This is a genomic window from Streptomyces sp. ADI95-16 (genome assembly GCF_003721495.1).
Lineage (GTDB): Bacteria > Actinomycetota > Actinomycetes > Streptomycetales > Streptomycetaceae > Streptomyces > Streptomyces goshikiensis.
Map to the genome: position 1 here is coordinate 3738335 of NZ_CP033581.1, position 15410 is coordinate 3753744.

Annotated in this window: 15 protein-coding genes; 7 read left to right on the forward strand and 8 right to left on the reverse strand. The window is 73.9% G+C overall.

Going from position 1 to position 15410, the window contains the following annotated elements; genetic code table 11:
• Positions 1 to 103 precede the first annotated feature (103 nt).
• Entirely contained in the window at positions 104 to 826 is a 723-nt protein-coding gene (locus tag EES41_RS16315; RefSeq protein ID WP_123079127.1) for a class I SAM-dependent methyltransferase, read from the forward strand.
• Between the two features lie 16 nt (positions 827 to 842).
• On the opposite strand, the gene EES41_RS16320 is transcribed toward EES41_RS16315, so the two are convergent.
• Positions 843 to 2453 carry a FadD3 family acyl-CoA ligase gene (locus EES41_RS16320; protein WP_123079129.1) on the reverse strand — a complete coding sequence of 537 codons (1611 nt, stop codon included), beginning with the start codon at positions 2451 to 2453 and terminating at the stop codon, positions 843 to 845.
• Positions 2454 to 2539: 86 nt separating this feature from the next.
• Here EES41_RS16320 and EES41_RS16325 point away from each other — a divergent pair, with 86 nt between their 5' ends.
• The 3 genes from EES41_RS16325 to EES41_RS16335 are packed head-to-tail and all read left to right on the forward strand — an operon-like array spanning position 2540 to position 4924.
• Positions 2540 to 3691: a lipid-transfer protein gene (locus tag EES41_RS16325; protein ID WP_123079131.1), complete on the forward strand. Its 1152-nt coding sequence runs from the start codon at positions 2540 to 2542 to the stop codon at positions 3689 to 3691.
• Positions 3692 to 3704: 13 nt separating this feature from the next.
• Positions 3705 to 4151 carry a Zn-ribbon domain-containing OB-fold protein gene (locus EES41_RS16330; RefSeq protein WP_123079133.1) on the forward strand — a complete coding sequence of 149 codons (447 nt, stop codon included), beginning with the start codon at positions 3705 to 3707 and terminating at the stop codon, positions 4149 to 4151.
• Positions 4148 to 4924, forward strand: coding sequence for an enoyl-CoA hydratase/isomerase family protein (locus EES41_RS16335; protein WP_123079135.1), 777 nt, complete (start codon positions 4148 to 4150; stop codon positions 4922 to 4924). The genes EES41_RS16330 and EES41_RS16335 overlap by 4 nt, the downstream gene beginning before the upstream one ends.
• Before the next feature lies 1 nt (position 4925).
• Here EES41_RS16335 and EES41_RS16340 read toward each other — a convergent pair whose 3' ends face one another.
• Together EES41_RS16340 and EES41_RS16345 are read right to left on the reverse strand one after the other, a co-directional pair.
• Complete coding sequence (locus tag EES41_RS16340) at positions 4926 to 5564, reverse strand: hypothetical protein (RefSeq protein WP_123079137.1); 639 nt, start codon at positions 5562 to 5564, stop codon at positions 4926 to 4928.
• An 83-nt stretch (positions 5565 to 5647) separates the two neighbouring features.
• Positions 5648 to 6154 (reverse strand): MarR family winged helix-turn-helix transcriptional regulator, encoded by a 507-nt coding sequence (locus EES41_RS16345; RefSeq protein WP_123079139.1) that lies wholly within the window; start codon positions 6152 to 6154, stop codon positions 5648 to 5650.
• Between the two features lie 112 nt (positions 6155 to 6266).
• On the opposite strand from EES41_RS16345, the gene EES41_RS16350 reads away from it, so the two are divergent.
• Complete coding sequence (locus EES41_RS16350) at positions 6267 to 7121, forward strand: SDR family oxidoreductase (protein ID WP_123082510.1); 855 nt, start codon at positions 6267 to 6269, stop codon at positions 7119 to 7121.
• 80 nt (positions 7122 to 7201) lie between these two features.
• Here the strand turns inward: EES41_RS16350 and EES41_RS16355 are convergent, their stop codons facing one another.
• The 3 genes from EES41_RS16355 to EES41_RS16365 form a co-directional block, all read right to left on the reverse strand.
• Positions 7202 to 7699, reverse strand: a complete 498-nt coding sequence (locus EES41_RS16355) for a peptidylprolyl isomerase (protein WP_123082511.1) — start codon at positions 7697 to 7699, stop codon at positions 7202 to 7204.
• 114 nt (positions 7700 to 7813) lie between these two features.
• Positions 7814 to 10270 (reverse strand): PQQ-binding-like beta-propeller repeat protein, encoded by a 2457-nt coding sequence (locus tag EES41_RS16360; RefSeq protein WP_174261694.1) that lies wholly within the window; start codon positions 10268 to 10270, stop codon positions 7814 to 7816.
• Positions 10271 to 10402: 132 nt separating this feature from the next.
• Entirely contained in the window at positions 10403 to 11230 is an 828-nt protein-coding gene (locus EES41_RS16365) for a VOC family protein (protein ID WP_123079143.1), read from the reverse strand.
• Between the two features lie 323 nt (positions 11231 to 11553).
• On the opposite strand from EES41_RS16365, the gene EES41_RS16370 reads away from it, so the two are divergent.
• Positions 11554 to 12201, forward strand: coding sequence for a TetR family transcriptional regulator (locus EES41_RS16370; RefSeq protein WP_123079145.1), 648 nt, complete (start codon positions 11554 to 11556; stop codon positions 12199 to 12201).
• Between the two features lie 107 nt (positions 12202 to 12308).
• Here EES41_RS16370 and EES41_RS16375 read toward each other — a convergent pair whose 3' ends face one another.
• Together EES41_RS16375 and EES41_RS16380 are read right to left on the reverse strand one after the other, a co-directional pair.
• Positions 12309 to 12782, reverse strand: coding sequence for a nitroreductase family deazaflavin-dependent oxidoreductase (locus tag EES41_RS16375; protein WP_123079147.1), 474 nt, complete (start codon positions 12780 to 12782; stop codon positions 12309 to 12311).
• Positions 12782 to 13993 (reverse strand): acyl-CoA dehydrogenase family protein, encoded by a 1212-nt coding sequence (locus tag EES41_RS16380; RefSeq protein ID WP_123079149.1) that lies wholly within the window; start codon positions 13991 to 13993, stop codon positions 12782 to 12784. Before EES41_RS16380 ends, EES41_RS16375 begins: the two co-directional genes overlap by 1 nt.
• Positions 13994 to 14116: 123 nt before the next feature.
• Here EES41_RS16380 and EES41_RS16385 point away from each other — a divergent pair, with 123 nt between their 5' ends.
• The gene (locus tag EES41_RS16385; RefSeq protein ID WP_123082512.1) at positions 14117 to 15334 is read left to right on the forward strand and encodes an acetyl-CoA acetyltransferase; all 1218 of its coding nucleotides are present in this window, start codon (positions 14117 to 14119) and stop codon (positions 15332 to 15334) included.
• Positions 15335 to 15410 lie beyond the last annotated feature (76 nt).

The window sequence follows — 15410 nt, forward strand, 5'->3', positions numbered from 1 at the left end:
GAGGCGACGGGGGAAGACGACGACCGCGGTGGCCCGGAGGGGGAGCCACCGCGGCCGTCGTATCCGCGTGTCCGGACACGGGGGCAGCCCCTAGGGTGGAGGCGTGTTCACCTCCCAGGGACCCACCGCCCGCGAGCTGGCCGTGCAGGCCCTCTCCTCCGTCGAGCGCGGCTACGACCTGCTCTCGCCCAAGTTCGACCGGACGCCCTTCCGCACCCCGGACCGGATGCTCGACGCCGTCGAGGAGACCCTGGCCGGGCGGGAGGGCTCCTTCGGTGCCGGGCTCGACGTGTGCTGCGGCACCGGCGCCGGGCTGGGCATGCTGCGGCGGCTGTGCCGGGACCGGGTGACCGGGGTGGACGTCAGCGCCGGGATGCTGGCACAGGCCGCGCTGGCGCACCCGGACGGGGTGGACTTCGTACGGGCCGACGCGCTGGCGCTGCCGCCCGCGCTCGGGAACTCCTACGACCTGGCGGTCAGCTTCGGGGCCTTCGGGCACTTCCTGCCGGCCGAGCGGCCCGCCCTGTTCGCCGGGGTCCGCGCGGCGCTGCGCCCCGGCGGGCTGTTCGCCTTCCCGATCGGGGCGCCGTTGCCGCCGAGCTCGCGGGTCTGGTGGATGGTGGCGGGCTTCGACGCGGCGATGCGGGTGCGCAACGCGGTGTGGCGGCCGCCGTTCGTCATGTACTACCGGACGTTCCCGCTGAGCGGTGTCCGCGCGGACCTGCGGGCGGCGGGGTTCACGGTGGAGACGGTCCCGCTGGAGCACTTCGGGCGCCGGGAGGACGGCAGTCCGCACTGGCGGCTGGTCCTGGCCCGGCGCCCGTGACGTCTGGCGGCCGCGGTCAGCGCGCCCTCAGCTCCCGCTTGAGGACCTTGCCGCCGGCGTTGCGCGGCAGTTCGCCGACGAACTCCACTTCCCTGGGCACCTTGTAGTTGGCCATTTCCCGGCGCGACCAGGCGATCAGGTCGTCGGCGGTGACGGTGGCGCCGGGGCGGCGCACCGCGTACGCCTTGCCGACCTCGCCGAGCCGGGGGTCGGGGACTCCGACGACCGCGACGTCCGCGATGTCCGGGTGCAGGCCGAGGAGTTGCTCGATCTCGGCGGGGTAGGCGTTGAAGCCGCCGACGATGAACATGTCCTTGATCCGGTCGGTGATGCGCAGGTTGCCGTCCGCGTCGAGGACGCCGACGTCGCCGGTGCGCAGCCAGCCGTCGGGGGTGATGGCCCGCGCGGTCTCGGCGGGGTCCTCGAAGTAGCCCCGCATGACGTGGTGGCCGCGGACCCACACCTCGCCCGCCCGGCCGGCCGGCAGGGGCGCCCCTTCGGGGTCCGCGATCCGTACCTCGGTGCCGGGGACGGGCCGCCCGGAGGTTTCGGCGATGACCTCGGCCGGGTCGCCGCGCCGGCACATGGTGACGATGCCGCTGGCTTCGGAGAGTCCGTACGCGGTGAGCACGGTGGCGATCCGCAGTTCGCCGCGGAGCCGCTCCACGAGGCGCAGCGGGACGACGGCCGCGCCGGTGACGACGAGGCGGAGCGCCGACAGGTCGTGGTGGTCGCGGTGGGCGTGGTCGAGGAGGGACTGGTGCAGGGTGGGCGGTCCGGGGAGTACGGAGATCCGTTCGGCTGCGACGTTGGCGAGGACGGTGTCCACGTCGAAGACGGGCTGCGGGACCATGGTGGCGCCTCGGGTCAGGCAGGCGATGATCCCGGCCTTGTAGCCGAAGGTGTGGAAGAAGGGGTTCACGATCAGGTAGCGGTCGCCCTCGCGGAGTCCGGCGAGTTCGCTCCACACGTCGTAGCAGCGCAGGGTCTGGGCGTGGGTGATGACGGCGCCCTTGGGGCTGCCGGTGGTGCCCGAGGTGAAGATGATGTCGGAGGGGGCGTCGGGGCGGATCGCGGCGGCGCGTGCGCGGACGGCTTCGGCGGGTACCCGGCCCCCGCCGGCCAGGAAGTCCTTCCAGGTGCGGAAGGAGGCCGGGGCGTCCTCGGCGAGGACGACGACCTGTTCCAGGTGTTCCAGGCCGGGGAGCGGGCCGGTGCCGGGGCCTTCGGCGGCGGCGCGGCGCAGCGAGGCGACGTAGGAGGTGCCGAGGAAGGTGCCGGTGACGAAGAGGAGCCTGGCGCGGCTGCGCCGCAGGACGTACGCGGCTTCGGCGCCCTTGAAACGGGTGTTGAGGGGGACGAGGACGGCGCCGGCGGAGACGGCTCCGAGGGCGCAGACGATCCATTCCAGGGTGTTGGGCGCCCAGACGGCGACCCGGTCGCCCGCCTCGACCCCGGCGGCGATGCAGGCGGCCGCGGCCCGTTCGACGCGCTCGCCGAGCTGGGCGTAGTCGATCCGGACGCGGCCGTCGACGACGGCTTCGCGCTCCGCGTAGCGTTCGGCGGCGTCGCGCACCAGTTCCGCGACGCTGCCCCAGCGCAGATCCCCCCGCACGTCTTCGCTCATCGCGCTCCCCTCCCAGTAGCTGACTATCCGTCAGATTAGCTGTAGCCTTCGCGGCTGTCAGTACTGGCGCGGGCCCGGAGGTGGCGATGGCGGCAACACTCAAGGACGCTACGGCGATAGTCGGGATCGGCCAGACCCCCTTTGCCAAACGGCTCCCGCAATCCGAGAAGGAATTGGCCTGCCGTGCGATTCTGGCCGCCCTCGCGGACGCCGGCATCGCCCCGTCCGAGGTCGACGCCTTCGCCTCGTACACGATGGAGGAGACCGACGAGGTCGAGGTCGCCAAGGCCATCGGCGCGGGCGACGTCACCTTCTTCTCCAAGGTCGGCTACGGCGGCGGCGGCTCCTGCGCCACCGTCGGCCACCTCGCGGCCGCCGTCGCCACCGGGCAGGCGGGCGTGGGCGTCGCCTGGCGCTCCCGCAAGCGCGGCTCCGGGCCGCGGCCGTGGAAGAACACCGCCGTCCAGCTGCCCACCCCCGGCCAGTGGACCCGCCCGTTCGGGCTGCTGCGCCCCGCCGACGAGATCGGCATGCTGGCCCGCCGCTACATGCACGAGTACGGGGCCACCCGCGACCACCTCTTCAACGTCGCGATGGCCTGCCGCAACCGGGCCAACGAGAACCCGGCCGCGATGATGTACGAGCGCCCGCTGACCCGCGAGATGTACATGACCGCCCGCATGATCAGCGAACCGCTCTGCCTCTTCGACAACTGCCTGGAGACGGACGGGGCGCTGGCCTGCGTGATCGTCTCCGCCGAGCGGGCCCGGGACTGCCGGCACAAGCCCGTGTACGTGCACTCCGTGGCCCAGGGGCTGCCCGCCCAGCACCACGGGATGGTCAACTACTGGAACGACGACCCGCTGTCCGGGCCCGCCTGGACCGCCGCCCGGCACCTGTGGAAGCAGTCCGACTTCGGGCCGCAGGACGTGGACGTCGCCCAGATCTACGACGCGTTCACCCCGCTGATCCCGCTGTCCCTGGAGGGCTACGGGTTCTGCGGGCGCGGCGAGGGCGCCGCCTTCACCGAGGGCGGAGCGCTGGAAATGGGCGGCCGGCTGCCCATCAACACGGGCGGCGGCGGACTCAGCGAGGCCTACGTGCACGGCTTCAACCTGATCAACGAGGGCGTCAAACAGCTGCGGGGCGTCTCCACCGCGCAGGTGCCGGACGCCGCGACCTGCCTGGTGACGGCGGGCGAGGGAGTCCCGACGTCCGCGATCCTGCTGCGAGCCTGAGGAGCGAGCGACGATGACCGCCACTGCCGACGAACTGCTGCTCCCCGTACCCGACGAGGACGGCGCCCCCTTCTGGGAGTACGCCGCCCGCGGCGAACTGCGGATCCAGGCCTGCGCCTCGTGCGGCAGACTCCGCTTCCCGCCGAGGCCGTGCTGCCCGCACTGCCAGTCCTTCGACTCCGAGTGGCGCCCGATGAGCGGGCGCGGCCGGATCTGGTCGTACGTCCGGCCGCACCCGCCGCTGCTGCCCGCGTACGCGGCGCAGGCCCCGTACAACGTCATCCTCGTGGAGCTCGCCGACGCGCCGGGGATCCGGCTGGCCGGGAACCTGGTGGCCGCCGCCGGGGCCCCGCTCGACTCGGTGGACCCGGGGCGGCTGCGCATCGGGGCGAAGGTCCAGGTCACGTTCACCGAGGTCGGCGGGATGGCCGTGCCGCGCTGGCTGCTGGAGCGGTCGTGACGGTACGGGTCGAGCGGGACGGGGAGAGCGGCGTCGCGGTCGTCACCCTGGACCGGGAGCGCCGGCACAACGCCATCGACCTGGAGACGGCCGCCGAACTGGCTTCCGTGTGGCGGGGGTTGCGGTACGAGGACGCGGTGCGGGCGGTGGTGGTGACGGGCGCCGGGCGCGCCGCGTTCTGCACCGGCATCGACCGCGCGGTGGAGGTTCCCCAGCCGGGCTCCCCGTACTCGGTCGACGATCCGCTGACGGAGATCGGCCCGAAGGCCAACGACCTGTGGAAGCCGGTGATCGCCGCCGTCAACGGCATGGCCTGCGGCGGCGCCTTCTACGTCCTGGGCGAGGCGGAGTTCCTGATCGCCTCGGAGACGGCCGTCTTCTTCGACCCGCACACCACGTACGGGATGGTCAGCGCCTACGAGGCCGTCTACATGGCGCAGCGGATGCCGTTCGGCGAGGTCGCCCGGATGTCCCTGATGGGCACGGCGGAACGGCTCTCCGCGCGCCGGGCCCACGAGATCGGCCTGGTCTCCGAGCTGACGGCGCCCGAGGAACTGCTCCCGGCGGCGCTGCGGGCGGCGCGGACGCTGGCCGGGTTCCCGACGGAGGGCGTGCAGGGCACCGTACGGGCGCTGTGGTCGGCGAAGCGGGCGGCGCTGCGGCAGGCCCTGGACCAGGCGCCGGCACTGATCACGCTGGGGAACCTGGCGCCCGAGCGGCAGGCCGAACTGTTCGCGGGGCGGCGCGGGGCGCCGGAGCCCAGGGTGCGGTGACTCAGCGGGTGCGCTTGGGGTTCGGCTTGGAGGTGGACTTCGGCTTGGGCTTGGACCCCGGCTTGCCGATGCCGGAGCCGGAGCCAGTGCCGGAGTCGGAGCCGTCGGAGGTCCCGGTCGGGCTCGGGCCGTCGGCCGGGACGGTGTCGATCCGCCCGACGGCGCAGCCGCGTACGTCCTCGGCCTGGGCCGGGAGGGTCATCGCCACCTCCACGGTCCGGCTCTCGCGCGCCTCCAGCGCGACCTCGACGGAGGCGGAGTCGACGGGCCCGGCCGCGCCCTCGAAGACCAGCGGCACCCGGAAGGTGCGGGCGCCCGCCACGTCGGAGGTGACCTTGAGGGTGGCCTTCGTCCGGCCCTGCCCGGCGCAGGTGACGACCTCGGCGTGAGCGGGCGGCGCGGCCGGCGACCCGGTGGGGGTGGCCGATGCGGTCGCGCTGCCGCCGCCGCTGCCGCTGCCCCCGTGGGACTTCTTCTTCGGCTTGCCGCTCTTGGAACTGGAGCATCCGCCGCCGCTGCTGCTCTTGCTCTTCCCGTTGCCGCTGCCGTTGCCGCTGCCGCCGCTCGACGAGAAGCCCGTCAGCGCCAGTACGGCGAAGGCGAGCACCGCCGCGAACCTGATCCGACGTCCAGCCACCATGGCCTGAATCCCTCCCCCAGGGCTAACGGCGGGCCACGCTATCAGGCCGGGGTGCGGGCGCTCGCGCGCGCCGGGTGCGGCGCTCAGCGCGGGGGGTCCGCCGCCAGGCCGCGGGTGCGTAGGTCCGCCAGGGAGTCGGTGTACTTGAGCATCAGGCGGGCGAAGTCGAGGCGGTCCCGCTCCGCCCAGTCGGCGGTGATGTACTCGAACGCCGAGCGCTGGTGGCGGCGGAAGCGGGCCATGAGTTCCCGGCCGGCCGGGCTGAGGTGGAGCACCGTGCGGCGGCCGTCCCGCTGCGAGGCGCCACGGATGACGTAACCGGCCTTGATGGTGTCGCTGACCATGCGGCTGGCGACCGAGGGGTCCACGCCGAGCAGTTCGGCGACGCCGCCGACGGTGATCTCCCGGTCGGGGTCCTGCGTGGCCTCCAGGACGTGGTTGAGGACCAGCGTCCGGCTCAGGTCCTTCGCCGAGATCGGGTTCTCGACCTCCAGCAGCGAGGTGCGGCGCAGCTTGGAGAACGCCGGACCCACGGCGTCCAGCAGTTCGTCGGCCGTCTTCGGGGCGTCCGCCGGCTCGTTCCTCGTCATGCGCTCACCCTACCTCCGTGAGTTCGCGCAGACATGTGTTGACCTGAAAACGTGTGCATGCAAGCATGCATATGTACGCAGCGATGTAATGACCGTCCGAGCGGAGATCCCCGTGACCACTCTCATCACCGGCGCCCGCGGCAAGGTCGCCCAAGCCGTCATCCAGCGCCTGCACTCCGCCGGCACCCCCGTGCGGGCCGCCAGCGCCCGGCCCGCCGAGCTGACCGTCCCGGCCGGCGTCGAAACCGCCGAACTCGCCCTGAACCGGCCCGAGACCTTCGGCGCCGCGCTCACCGGCGTCCGCAGCGTCTTCCTCTACCCCGAGCCCGCCGGCATCCACGAGCTGGTCAAGGCCGCCGGGGCCGCCGGGGTCGAACACGTCGTGCTGCTGTCCTCCGCCTCGGTCCTCGCGCCCGGCGCCGAGACCGATCCGCTGGCGTCCCACAGCCTCCGGGTCGAACGCGCCCTGGCCGGAGCCGGCTTCACCGTGACCCTGCTGCGCCCCGACGCGTTCGCCGCAAACGCCCTCGGCTGGGCGTACCCCATCGGCCGGGACCTGCCGGTCCGGCTCGCCTACCCCGAGGCCACCCTCGCGCCGATCCACCCCGCCGACATCGCCGACATCGCCGTCCGCGCCCTGACCGGCGACGGCGGCTCCCTCGCCGGCCGCGCCCTGACCCTGACCGGCCCCGAGCAGCTGACCTTCCGCGAGCAGCTCGCCGTCGTCTCCGACGCCATCGGCCGCGCCGTCCCCGTCGAGCGGATCACCCGCGAGCGGGCCGCCGAGGAGATGGCCGGCCACATGCCCGCCGCGATGGCCGGCTCGCTCCTCGACCTGTGGGCCGCCGCCACCGCCACGCCCGTGGCCGTCGCCGACACCACCGAGAACCTGCTCGGCGCGCCCGCCCGCACCTTCCGGCAGTGGGCCCGCGAGAACGCCCCCGCCTTCCGGGCGCCCGGCAGGTGATCCGTCCCGCGCCCGGACATGACGGCGGCCCCGTCCCACGGGGGGACGGGGCCGGCCAGTCGTGACAGGCGGAAGCGTGATCAGACGGCTTCGACGACGCCGGAGGCGGCGATCTCGACCTTGCCCTTGGGGGCGCCGGACTGGGAGCCCAGGGCCTCGATCTGGTCGACGAGCTCCTGGCCTGAGACGACCTCGCCGAAGACGACGTGCTTGCCGTCGAGCCACGGGGTGACGACGGTGGTGATGAAGAACTGCGAGCCGTTGGTGTTGCGGCCGGCGTTCGCCATCGACAGCAGGTACGGGCGGTCGTGCTTCAGCTGGAAGTTCTCGTCGGCGAACTTCTCGCCGTAGATGCTCTTGCCGCCGGTGCCGTTGTGGTTGGTGAAGTCGCCACCCTGCAGCATGAACTGCGGGATGACGCGGTGGAAGCCGGAGCCCGCGTAGCCGAAGCCGTTCTGGCCGGTGGCCAGCTCGCGGAAGTTCTTCGCGGTCTGCGGAACGACCTCGTCGAAGAGCTGGAAGACGATGCGGCCGGCCGGGGCGCCGTTGATGTTGATGTCGAAGTAAACGTTGCTCATGGGGTCCATCCTGTCACTCCCGGTGCCGTACGCGACCCAGCGGGGCCCGAGCACCGCCCGAACAGGGCACCGGACCGGGCACCGGACCGGGCCCGGGCCGGGCGACGTCCCAGGTCAGGTGCTGGTACGGGTGCCCGTCCCCTTGGCCGCGTCCAGGGCGTACACGCAGCGGTCCTTGCTGCACGCGTACACCACGCCCGCCTCCGCCACCGGGGCGCCCGCGATCTCCCCGCCCGTGGCGAGCTTCCAGCGCAGCTGGCCCCCCGCCGCGTCCAGGGTGTACAGGCAGTGGTCCGCCGAGCCGAAGTGCACCCGGCCGTCCGCGACCGCCGGCGGGCCGGTGATCTCCCCGCCCGCCGCGAACCGCCACTTCGGGGTGCCGGTGACCGCGTCGAGCGTGTACAGGGCGCTGCCCGCCCCGAGGTGGACGTTGCCGCCGACGACCAGCACCGGGTCCGCCGAAGGCCGCGGCTCCGTCGCGATGCGCCAGCGGTCCTTGCCGGTGACCGCGTCCAGGGCGTAGACGGTGCCCAGGTGGTCGGCGAGGTAGACCCCGCCGCCCGTCACCGCCGCGCCCGGTGCGAAGGCCGGGGCCGCCAGGAACACCGCGGGGGCCTCGAAGTGCCAGCGGACCCGGCCCGAGGCCCGGTCCACCGACAGCACCCGGGTGCCCGCGGCGACGTACACGTTGCCGTCCGGCGCCGGGGTGACCCGTACGGGCACGTTCGCGCAGGACGCCGCGTCGCCGACGGGGTACGACCAGGACTCCCGGCCGGTGCGGGCGTCCAGGGCCCGCAGCCGGGCGTCCTGCCACACGTACACCGTGCCGTCGTGGAGGACGGGGGCCGCCTCCGGGGTCTCGAAGTCGGTCTGCGCGCCGGTCAGCTCCCACAGCTTGTGGCCGTTGGAGGCCTCCCAGCCCTGGACGCCGCCGCCGCGCGTGGCGGTGACGACGGTGCCGTGCTCGGCGCGCAGCGCGTACACCCAGGCGTCGGCGGACACCCGCCACCGCTCGGAGCCGTCGGTGGCGTCGAGCGCGAAGAGCGAGGGGCCGTCGGAGGCGTGGATACGGCCGTCCGCGACGGCCATGGACCAGGCGACGTCGCGCGTCTTGAACTGGCGCCGGCCGCTGGCCACGTCGAGGGCGTGCACCTCGAAGGAGGTGACGTACAGCAGGTCACCGGCGACGGTCGGGGTGCCCCACACCTCGTTGGACATGCGGAAGCGCCACGGCCGCCAGCGTCCGCTGTCGGGCGCCGGGCCGGTACGGGCGTCGGTACGGGCGTCGATGCCCGAGGCCGGGCCGGGGACGCCGGCGGCGGCCTCCAGCACGGCCCCCGAGGAACCGCCCGGCGGGCGCACCCACCCGGTCGCCGAGTCCGCCGCGGCCTGCCCGGACGGGGCCGCGGCGCCCGCCCGCGGCCCGGGCCCGATCGGCACCGGCGAACCGCCGAGCCGCACGGGCACGCCCGAGGGCGCCGGCGACATCGGCGGGTGGTGCGGGCGCGGCGGGGCGGCGTGCCCGGTGCGCGGGTCCGCGTACGGCTCGACGCCGCGCGGGCGGCGGTGCGTGGCGACCTCGGACCCGGAACCGGAACCGGAACCGGAACCGGAACCGGAGCCGACCCCGGATCCCGGGGACGGGCGGCGCGGGACGGGCATCGCCGGAGCGGTGCGCTGCCCGGCGCGGCGGGCCTCGATCATCGCGACGGCCCGGCCGGGCAGCCACGCGGAGGCGGTGCCGCTGTCGTCTCCGCCGTCGAAGAGGTGTGGGGCCAGCTGCGCCTGGAGGTCGGCCGGGGTGGGCCGCTGCGTGGCGTCCATCTGCATGCAGGACTCGATCAGCGGCCGCAGCTCGTCGGGGAGCCCCTCCAGGTTGGGGCCCTCGCGGAGCAGCATGAACACCGTCTCCACCGGGTTCGCCCCGTGGTACGGAGGGTGTCCGGTCGCCGCGAAGACGAGCGTCGAGCCGAGCGAGAACACGTCGCTGGCGCCCTTGACGCTGCGCGAGTCCTTCGCCTGCTCGGGTGACATGTACGCGGGGGTGCCGACGGCGACGTTCGTCATGGTCAGGCGGGTGTTGGAGACACCGCTCGCGATGCCGAAGTCGATCACGCGGGGGCCGTCCTCGACGACCAGCACGTTGGACGGCTTCAGGTCGCGGTGCACCAGCCCCGCCCCGTGGATGGACTGCAGCGCCTCGGCGATGCCGGCCGCGAGCCACCGTACGGCCTGGGCGGGCATCGGCCCGCACTCGTTGACGATCTCCTCCAGGGAGGGCGCCGGGACGTACGCGGTCGCCAGCCACGGCACGGCGGCGCGCGGGTCCGCGTCGACGACGGCCGCCGTGTAGAAGCCGGACACCGCGCGCGCGGCCTCCACCTCGCGGGTGAAGCGCACCCGGAACAGCTGGTCCTCGGCGAGCTCGGTGCGCACCGTCTTGATCGCCACTCTGCGTCCGGACGCCGACCGTGCGAGATAGACCAGCCCCATGCCGCCGGCGCCGAGCCGTCCCAGCACCTCGAAGGGGCCGATCCGTCTCGGGTCGTGCTGCGTCAGCTGCTCCACCACTCGCCTCCACACCTCCCCGTACGGGCCCTCGCCGGGCCCGTCTTTCCACCGGTCGCGCGGCGGCACGCGGCGGTCGGCCCCGTGCAGCGTCTCACTCCGGGACGCCGCCCGGGTCGCGCAACCCCGATTCTGTCAGGCCCGCGCCTGCTCCGGTCCCTGCTCAGGCCGTGCTTTCGCACGAGGCTCCGAGAGGATCCCGAAGACGGCCCCCTGATTGTCGGCGAGGACGGCGATCCGCCCGTACGGCGTATCGAAGGGATCGGCGGTGACCCGGCCGCCGAGGCGCTTGGCCGTGGCGACCGTCTGGTCGCAGTCCGGGACGGCGAAGTAGAGCAGGAAATGGGCCGGCATGATCTCCGGGAAGGCGTCGGTGATCATGGTCCGGCCGAGGACGGCGGTGTCGGAGCCGGGCACGCTGCCGGGCGGGGACCAGACCCGGTACTCGACGCCGCTCTCGGGGTCGTCCTGGTCCTCGGGGACGTAGCCGAAGACCTTGGCGTAGAAGACGTCGACCGCGTCGCGGGCGCGGGTGTAGACCTCCGACCAGCAGTACGTGTAAGGCTCCTGCTGGGCGTCGAACCCGTGGTGGGTGCCGGGCTGCCAGAGGCCGAAGACGGCGCCGCCGGGGTCGGCGGCCATGGCGGCCGTGCCGTAGGGGCCGACGGGCTGGGGGTCCATCACCATCTGGCCGCCGGCGGCGCGGATGCGGGCGGCGCACGCGTAGGCGTCCGAGGTGTAGAGGTACACCCCCCAGACGGTGGGCATCCGGCCGTCGGGCTTGGGGGCGAGGGCGGCGACGTTGCGGCCGAGGCTGTAGGCCTGGGTGTATCCGCCGTACTGGGGTCCCGCGCCGGGGCCGAAGGTCCACCCGAAGAGCTCACCGTAGAAGCGCTTGCCCGCCTCGACGTCCGGGAGGGAGGCGTCGACCCAGCAGGGTGCGCCTTCCGCGAATGCGGCCATGAGCCCGGTTCCTTCCGTCGTGCCCCTGAAACAGGATGTGCCCGAAAACTTGTCCACAGCCTGTTGATAAGACTATTCGGGGGATACGCCACGATACGTACCGGATGCCGTCGCCGCGCGAGCGGGGCCGGGCGGAGGGCGGGCTAAGGGCGGGCGGAGGGCGGGCCGGGCGCCGGGGCAGGCGCCGGGCGGGGCGCTCCGGGCAGGCCGGAATCCGACCCCTCGGTCCTCCCGGAGCCGCTCCCCGCCCGGGTCTGAGCCCGGACAACCCCATTTGCAGGCGGCCGAATCGCGCCGGGATCACCCCTCGGTAAGCTGACGGCATGACAGGACAAGTACGCACCGTCGACGGGCGTGTCGCCGGCCGGCGCGGCCAGGCGACGCGGCAGAAGCTGCTCGACTGCCTCAGCGAGATGCTCAGCTCCTCGCCGTACCGCGACGTCAAGGTGATCGACGTCGCGCGCAAGGCCGGCACCTCCCCCGCGACCTTCTACCAGTATTTCCCGGACGTCGAAGGCGCCGTCCTGGAGATCGCGGAGCAAATGGCCACCGAGGGCGCGCAGTTGACGGCGCTCGTCGAGGGCCGGAACTGGGTCGGCAAGGCAGGCTGGGCGACCGCCGAGGAACTCGTCGAGGGATTCCTGGACTTCTGGCGGGCCAACGACGCGATCCTCCGGGTCGTCGACCTCGGCGCGGCCGAGGGCGACAAGCGGTTCTACAAGATCCGCATGAAGATCCTGAACTCCGTCACCAACTCCCTCACGGAGTCGATGAAGGAGCTCCAGGCCAAGGGCAAGGTCGACAAGGACCTCAGTCCGGCGGCGATGGCGGGATCCCTCGTCGCGATGCTGGCCGCGGTCGCCTCGCACCAGAAGGGCTTCCAGACCTGGGGCGTGAAACAGGCCGAGCTCAAGCCGAACCTGGCGCTGCTCGTGCACCTGGGCATCACCGGCAAGAAGCCGACCAAGTAACGGCGGACCCCGGATCACCTCCGGGGGTCCGCCGCGGTCAAAAGCCTGTGGTCAGGCGCTTGTGGTCAGGCGTTGCGGTCAGGCGCCTGCGGTCAAAACGCCTGCGGTCAGCGACGCTCCAGGCGGAACAGCCGGATCTCGCGCTCGATGCGCGCCTGGTACGTCGCGTACGGCGGCCAGAAACCCAGCACCGCCCGCCACGCCGCCGCGCGCTCCTCGCCCTCCAGCAGGCGGGCTCGTACGGCGATGTTCCGGCCTTTCCAACTCACGTCCGCGTCGGGGTTCTTGAGCAGGTTCCCGGTCCACGCCGGGTGTCCCGGGCGGCCGAAGTTGGAGCCGATCAGCAGCCAGGTCCTGCCGCCGTCCTCCGGCATGCAGGCGAGCGGCGTGGTGCGCGGCTCGCCGGTCCTGGCGCCCTTGGCGGTGAGGATCACGCCCGGGAGCATCTGGGCGCTGAGCATGACCTTGCCGCGGCTCAGCTTGTGCACCGCCTTGTCCAGGGCGGGGATGAAGTGCGGGGCGAGCTTGGCGAACAGCACGGTCGAGGAGATCTTCTGCATGAGCTTGACGCCGGGAGCCATCAGACGGCCACCCTTTCCCTGGTCGGCCGGTGGTCCCGGTCCGGCGGGCCGCCGAACAGGCCCGCCCGGTCGGCGGCGTGCGCGCGCAGCCGGTGGACGGGGCCGAACAGCAGCTCGTCGGCGGCGGCCCGCTTGAAGTAGAGGTGCGCGTCGTGCTCCCAGGTGAAGCCGATGCCGCCGTGCAGCTGGATCGCCTCGCCGGCGGTCGTCCGCAGCGCCTCCAGCGCCTGGGCGAGCGCGAGGCCGCCCTGCTCCGGGTCCCAGGCGGCGTAACAAGCCGCGGAGCGGGCCGCCTGTACCTGGACGTAGAGGTCGGCGAGCCGGTGTTTGACGGCCTGGAAGGAGCCGATGGCCCGGCCGAACTGTTCGCGCCCCCGGACGTACTCGACCGTCCGGGCGAGGGCCGCTCCGGCCGCGCCGACCGCCTCGGAGGCGAGTACGGCGGCGGCGGTGCGCCCGGTGGCGGCGAGCGCCCCCGGCACGTCGCCCTCCGGGTCGCCCAGCAGCTCGGCGGGGACGTCGCGCAGCTGCACCCGCGCCTGCGGCCGGGTCTCGTCGAGGGTGGTCTGCCGGGTCCGTACGAGGCCGGGCGCGTCCTCCCGTACGAGGAACAGCAGGATCCGGCTGCGGGCGAAGCCGCCGGTGTGCGCGGCGACGAGGAGCAGGCCGGCGCTATGCCCGTCGAGCACCTGCGCGGCCTCTCCGTAGAGCCGCCAGCCGTCCGGGGCGGTGCCGGCGCGGGCCTGGACCCCGCCGGCGCGGCCGCCGCCGGCCCATTCGCCCGGGGTGTTGTCGCCGGTCAGCGCGAGGGCGGTGGCGAGGGCGGGGCCGGGGACGGCGAGGGCCGCGGTGAGCCCGCCGGTGGCGAGCGGCGGCAGCAGGGCGGACCGCTGGGCGGCGGTGCCGAGCGCGGTGACCAGCGGCACGGCGAGCGCGGCGGTGGCCAGCAGGGGCGAGGGCAGCAGCGCCCGCCCGGTCTCCTCGCAGGCCAGGGCCAGGTCGGCGGGGGTGCAGCCGACGCCGCCGTACTCCTCGGCGACGGCGAGGCCGGGCAGGCCGAGCCGCCGGGAGAGCTGCTGCCACAGCTCCAGGTCGTATCCGGCGGCGGTGCGGACGGCGGCCTTGACCTCGTCCGGACCGCAGCGTTTGCCCAGGATCTCGCGCAGGGTGCGGCGCATCTCGTCCTGCTCCGCGGTGAAGGCGGCGTCCATCGTCGGGCTCCTCCCCGTATCTGACGGGCCGTCATGTTAGGGCGGGCGGGGCGAGATGCACAGGGGGCGGGGCGGGTCGTCGCGCACTAGAAACTGACGTGGCGTCAGATGTACGGTCGCTCCATGTCTGGACTCCTCCACGGCCCCACCGCCGAACCCGCCGCCGCGCCGCGCCGCCGCCGGGTCGCGGTCGTCGGCGTCGCCCTGTCGGACTGCGGCCGCGTGGACGGCCCCACCCCCTACGCCCTGCACGCGCAGGCCGCCCGCCGCGCCCTGGCCGACTCCGGCCTCGACCGCCGCGTCATCGACGGCTTCGCCTCGGCGGGCCTCGGCACGCTCGCGCCCATCGAGGTCGCCGAGTACCTGGGGCTGCGCCCCGCCTGGGTCGACTCCACCTCGGTCGGCGGCGCCACCTGGGAGGTCATGGCCGCGCACGCCGCCGACGCGATCGCCGCCGGCCACGCGAACGCCGTGCTCCTGGTCTACGGCTCGACGGCCCGGGCCGACATCAAGGCCCGGCGCCGCACCTCGAACCTCTCCTTCGGAGCGCGGGGACCGCTCCAGTTCGAGGTGCCGTACGGGCACACCCTGATCTCCAAGTACGCGATGGCGGCCCGCCGCCACATGCACGAGTACGGGACGACCCTGGAGCAGCTCGCCGAAGTGGCCGTCCAGACGCGGGCGAACGCGGCGGCCAACCCGGACGCCATGTTCCGCGACCCGCTGACGGTCGACGAGGTCCTGGCCGGCGAGATGATCGCGGACCCCTTCACGAAGCTGCACTGCTGCATCCGCTCGGACGGCGGCTGCGCGGTCCTGCTGGCGGCGGAGGACTACGTACCGGACACCGCCAAGGCCCCCGTCTGGATCCTGGGCTCGGGCACCTCCGTCTCGCACACCACGATGTCGGAGTGGGAGGACTTCACCGTCTCCCCGGCCGCGGTCTCCGGCCGCCTGGCCTTCGAACGGGCGGGCCTGACCCCGGCGGACGTGGACCTCGCCGAGATCTACGACGCCTTCACGTACATGACCCTGGTGACGCTGGAGGACCTCGGCTTCTGCGGGAAGGGCGAAGGCGGCGCCTTCGTGGAGAAGGGCCGGCTCCTGCGCGGCGGCGAGCTCCCGGTCAACACGGACGGCGGCGGCCTGTCGGCCTGCCACCCGGGCATGCGCGGCCTCTTCCTCCTGGTCGAGGCCGTCCGCCAGCTCCGCGGCGAAGCGGGCCCGGACCGCCAGGTCACGAAGCCCGGCGGCCACGGCCACCTCCCGGAGGTGGCCCTCGCGTCGGGCACGGGGGGCTGGTTCTGCTCGTCGGGCACGGTGATTTTGGGGCGGGGGTAGGGGCGGCGCCTGCGGGGCGGGACCGACCCATAGACCGGGGCCGGGGCCGGGGAGTGCCCGCGGGACGGGGCCGGAC

Excerpts from the sequence above, each read along its gene's own strand:
- EES41_RS16345 (WP_123079139.1), bottom strand. The coding sequence starts at position 6,154 with ATGACGAGGAACGAGCCGGCGGACGCCCCGAAGACGGCCGACGAACTG.
- EES41_RS16365 (WP_123079143.1), bottom strand. The coding sequence starts at position 11,230 with ATGGCCGCATTCGCGGAAGGCGCACCCTGCTGGGTCGACGCCTCCCTC.
- EES41_RS16375 (WP_123079147.1), bottom strand. The coding sequence starts at position 12,782 with ATGGCTCCCGGCGTCAAGCTCATGCAGAAGATCTCCTCGACCGTGCTG.
- EES41_RS16320 (WP_123079129.1), bottom strand. The coding sequence starts at position 2,453 with ATGAGCGAAGACGTGCGGGGGGATCTGCGCTGGGGCAGCGTCGCGGAA.
- EES41_RS16370 (WP_123079145.1), top strand. The coding sequence starts at position 11,554 with ATGACAGGACAAGTACGCACCGTCGACGGGCGTGTCGCCGGCCGGCGC.
- EES41_RS16340 (WP_123079137.1), bottom strand. The coding sequence starts at position 5,564 with ATGGTGGCTGGACGTCGGATCAGGTTCGCGGCGGTGCTCGCCTTCGCC.
- EES41_RS16380 (WP_123079149.1), bottom strand. The coding sequence starts at position 13,993 with ATGGACGCCGCCTTCACCGCGGAGCAGGACGAGATGCGCCGCACCCTG.
- EES41_RS16385 (WP_123082512.1), top strand. The coding sequence starts at position 14,117 with ATGTCTGGACTCCTCCACGGCCCCACCGCCGAACCCGCCGCCGCGCCG.
- EES41_RS16325 (WP_123079131.1), top strand. The coding sequence starts at position 2,540 with ATGGCGGCAACACTCAAGGACGCTACGGCGATAGTCGGGATCGGCCAG.
- EES41_RS16330 (WP_123079133.1), top strand. The coding sequence starts at position 3,705 with ATGACCGCCACTGCCGACGAACTGCTGCTCCCCGTACCCGACGAGGAC.
- EES41_RS16355 (WP_123082511.1), bottom strand. The coding sequence starts at position 7,699 with ATGAGCAACGTTTACTTCGACATCAACATCAACGGCGCCCCGGCCGGC.